This window comes from uncultured Leptotrichia sp., from assembly GCF_938036635.1.
Taxonomy (GTDB): domain Bacteria; phylum Fusobacteriota; class Fusobacteriia; order Fusobacteriales; family Leptotrichiaceae; genus Leptotrichia; species Leptotrichia hongkongensis.
The window spans coordinates 1-2,844 of sequence record NZ_CALHQO010000514.1; the positions used below are offsets into that span (position 1 = coordinate 1).

The window sequence follows — 2,844 nt, forward strand, 5'->3', positions numbered from 1 at the left end:
TTGGAATGAAAACGATTGTCTGAGCGTTAGCGAGTTTCGTTTTTGTTTCAAAAAAATGCTTAGACGAGCCAGGGTTGCAAGGGAAATGGCGACTGATTTCCCTTGCTTTATAAAAAGAAAAAATATGAAATTATGAAAAAATATTTATTAATAATAAACAGTTTTTCAAACTCTAAATAAAAATTTCTTATATGGATATTTAACGATAAAATTTAATTAGAATCTTTTAAAATATTTTCTAAATTACAATTCTATTTTCCCGACTCTTTTAGCGTGTCTACCGCCTTCAAACTCTGTATTTACAAACGCTTCAACACATGCTAATCCCAAATCTTCTCCTAAAACTCTAGCTCCTAATGCTATTATATTTGCGTTATTATGAAGTCTTGAAAGTTTTGCTGTATATTCATTGTGACAAAGAGCCGCACGAATTCCTTTTATTTTATTTGCAGCAATAGAAATACCTATTCCAGTCCCACAAATCAAAATTCCAAAATTAACTTCCTCATCCAGAACTTTTTTACTAACTTCCTTAGCAATATCAGGATAATCAACCGAATCCAACGTATCAGTTCCCACATTCACAACTTCATACCCCTTGCTTCTAAGTTCCTTCATAATTTTATTCTTAAATTCTACTCCTGCATGATCATTTCCAATAGCTATTTTCATTTGTAAAGCCTCTTTTCTTCTTAATAATAAGTTATTTGATAATCTTAAATTTTATTTAATAAGTTCTTCCAGTAACTCATTTGAAATTCTCTTTAATTTCCCATTTTCATCCACAAAAACATTTACTGTTTCAGCCTTTGCCTTTAAAACTCCGTCTGAATTGTACATTTCATAAGAAAATCTGATTTTAATATTGTTTATTTCTTCAATTTTCACAGAAACTTCAATTTCTTCATCGTATTTTGCAGAATTAACATATTCAATATTTAGCGTCTTTACTGGTAAAATAAATCCCATATCTTCCATATTCTTATATGAAAAAACATCCCTAAAATACTCAGTTCGTGCCATTTCCATCCATTTTAGATAATTTGAATGGTATACAACTCCCATTTTATCAGTATCATAATAATAAACTCTTAGTTTAAAGCTTTTCTTTTTCATTACATTTCCTTAACTTCAATTTTTACACTTTTTCTATCTTTTTTTGCAACTGAAGACATTAGAACTCTAAGTGCTGTAATAATTCTCCCATTTTTTCCAATAACTTTTCCCATATCATCTTTTGTAACGTTAATTGTAATATCTACAAACTTACCTTTTTCGTTACTTTCAATAGTATAACTTTCAGTCGAATCCAATAAATTTTCAACCCAAAAATCCACAGTTTCAAAATATTTGCTCATTTTATTTCTTTCCTCCACTTTTTTTATTTAAAATTTTATTTTCTTAAAGTTATTATATCATAATTTCAATATTCTTATCAAATTTTGTTTTCAAAATTTTTATCAAAAAATATAGTAATCCTAGTTTAAAATGAAACTACTTGACAATCTTCTAAAAACTTGATACAGTCTATAAAGACACAAATTTTAAAAGGAGTTGTAAATAATGAATTTAGAAAATGTCGAAAGCAGTTTCGATAATAAAAATACAATAAATAATGAAATAGATGATGACAAAATTGCCTCTACTTCTCTTGGAAGTGCAGTCTGTGAAACAATTTTACCCTCTGTCCCACTTCAGCCGCTGGAAACTATTGAAAAAAGTATTCAGAAGAAATACCGTTCAGCACTTTGGACACCTTTTGTGAGAGCTTTAAAGGAATTTGAAATGGTAAAAGATGGCGACAGGATTGCAGTTGCTATTTCTGGAGGTAAAGACAGCCTTTTGCTTTCAAAGCTGTTTCAGGAACTAAAAAGAGCCAGCAGAACTAATTTTGAGTTAGTGTTTATTTCAATGAATCCTGGATTTAATCCTGCCAATCTGAATAATTTGAAAAAAAATCTAGAACATTTGAATATTCCGTGTGAAATTTATAATGATAATATTTTTGAGGTTGCAGAAAAAATTGCAAAAGACTATCCTTGCTATATGTGTGCCAAAATGCGTCGTGGAAGCCTTTACACAAAAGCAACTTCGCTTGGATGCAACAAACTAGCACTTGGGCATCATTTTGACGATGTTATCGAAACTACTCTAATGAGTATGTTTTATATGGGAAAATTTGAAACAATGCTACCAAAACTAAAGTCCGATAATTTTGAGATAGAATTAATCCGTCCATTATTCTACGTTGAAGAAAAAGCAATTATAAAATGGGTACGAAATAACGGTATCTTGCCAATGAACTGTGGCTGTACCGTAGCTGCCGAAAAGACTTCCAGCAAACGCCGTGAAACAAAAGATTTAATTGCACAGCTTGTAAAAACTAATCCAGACATAAAAAAACGTATAATTCAATCAACACAAAATGTAAATTTGGAAAAAATATTAGGCTGGAAAGATTCTGATGGAAAATACTCATATTTAGATAAATTCTAAAAAGAAAGGTAAAAGCAAGAAATGGAAAATACAGAAATGCAAATAAAAAGCTGGGAATACATTATTCAAACGAAAAAAGAACATATTGATTTCATAAATAAAATCATAGAAGCATACGATGGATTAGGAAATGTAAGAACTCTTGACAACCAGAACGGTTTAATAAAAATTCTTACAAATTCTTATCTTTTAAATGATATGGATAACGCAATCGAAACATTAAAGAAAAAAAATATCGAAATAGAAATTCTAGAAAAAAGAGAATGGCTTGGAGTATTATAATTCCAAGCCTATTTATAGTAAAACTGCTTTAAAACTAAACTCAAAAGGCTATGACTATTTTACTCA

At 29.5% G+C, this 2,844-nt stretch carries 5 protein-coding genes; 2 read left to right on the forward strand and 3 right to left on the reverse strand.

Features of this window, described 5'->3' with window-relative positions; translation table 11 throughout:
- Positions 1-243: 243 nt before the first annotated feature.
- The 3 genes from rpiB to Q0370_RS10305 are packed head-to-tail and all read right to left on the reverse strand — an operon-like array spanning position 244 to position 1,358.
- Positions 244-672 (reverse strand): ribose 5-phosphate isomerase B, encoded by a 429-nt coding sequence (rpiB, locus tag Q0370_RS10295; protein WP_299575395.1) that lies wholly within the window; start codon positions 670-672, stop codon positions 244-246.
- Between the two features lie 51 nt (positions 673-723).
- The gene (locus tag Q0370_RS10300) at positions 724-1,116 is read right to left on the reverse strand and encodes a thioesterase family protein (RefSeq protein ID WP_299575397.1); all 393 of its coding nucleotides are present in this window, start codon (positions 1,114-1,116) and stop codon (positions 724-726) included.
- Positions 1,116-1,358 carry a KH domain-containing protein gene (locus Q0370_RS10305; RefSeq protein WP_026749234.1) on the reverse strand — a complete coding sequence of 81 codons (243 nt, stop codon included), beginning with the start codon at positions 1,356-1,358 and terminating at the stop codon, positions 1,116-1,118. The genes Q0370_RS10300 and Q0370_RS10305 overlap by 1 nt, the downstream gene beginning before the upstream one ends.
- Before the next feature lie 205 nt (positions 1,359-1,563).
- On the opposite strand from Q0370_RS10305, the gene Q0370_RS10310 reads away from it, so the two are divergent.
- Both Q0370_RS10310 and Q0370_RS10315 read left to right on the forward strand, forming a co-directional pair.
- Positions 1,564-2,496: an ATP-binding protein gene (locus tag Q0370_RS10310; RefSeq protein ID WP_299575400.1), complete on the forward strand. Its 933-nt coding sequence runs from the start codon at positions 1,564-1,566 to the stop codon at positions 2,494-2,496.
- Between the two features lie 21 nt (positions 2,497-2,517).
- Positions 2,518-2,778, forward strand: coding sequence for a DUF4911 domain-containing protein (locus tag Q0370_RS10315; RefSeq protein ID WP_299575402.1), 261 nt, complete (start codon positions 2,518-2,520; stop codon positions 2,776-2,778).
- The last annotated feature ends 66 nt before the right edge of the window (positions 2,779-2,844 follow it).

What these genes read in the sequence shown, in the direction of transcription:
- rpiB (WP_299575395.1), bottom strand. Translation starts at nt 672, where the DNA reads ATGAAAATAGCTATTGGAAATGATCATGCAGGAGTAGAATTTAAGAAT.
- Q0370_RS10310 (WP_299575400.1), top strand. Translation starts at nt 1,564, where the DNA reads ATGAATTTAGAAAATGTCGAAAGCAGTTTCGATAATAAAAATACAATA.
- Q0370_RS10305 (WP_026749234.1), bottom strand. Translation starts at nt 1,358, where the DNA reads ATGAGCAAATATTTTGAAACTGTGGATTTTTGGGTTGAAAATTTATTG.
- Q0370_RS10315 (WP_299575402.1), top strand. Translation starts at nt 2,518, where the DNA reads ATGGAAAATACAGAAATGCAAATAAAAAGCTGGGAATACATTATTCAA.
- Q0370_RS10300 (WP_299575397.1), bottom strand. Translation starts at nt 1,116, where the DNA reads ATGAAAAAGAAAAGCTTTAAACTAAGAGTTTATTATTATGATACTGAT.